General features: G+C 67.5%; 1 pseudogene. It reads right to left on the bottom strand.

Annotated elements, in window-relative coordinates:
* Window positions 1-198: pseudogene (locus IH54_RS0138980) on the bottom strand (carbohydrate ABC transporter permease); the annotation flags it as partial.
* Window positions 199-286: the final 88 nt, after the last annotated feature.

Here is a 286-nt window from a genome sequence, read left to right as displayed (position 1 = left end):
GGTGGTGATCTGCGAGTTGGTGCGGAAGCCGCCGACGACGATGTAGAGGACGGGCGCGATGCAGACCGCGATGAAGAGCAGGGCGATGAAGTAGGTGACCGGATTGCCCCACTTCTCGGGCCGGTCACGGCTGTCGCGGCGGCCGGCGGGCGCGTCCTGGCCCCCGGAGAACCAGGACCTGGCAGTCGTCGCGCTCATCAGACGGTTCCTTCCGTGACGGCTCCGCGCAGGTCACGGCGCAGGACGAAGCGCTGGTAGATCAGCGCGACGATCAGGGAGATCAGGA

It is taken from the genome of Streptomyces sp. NRRL F-5123 (assembly GCF_000721495.1).
GTDB lineage: Bacteria > Actinomycetota > Actinomycetes > Streptomycetales > Streptomycetaceae > Actinacidiphila.
Note: the sequence above shows the minus strand (reverse complement) of the source record. Positions and strands in the feature narration are given on the sequence as shown.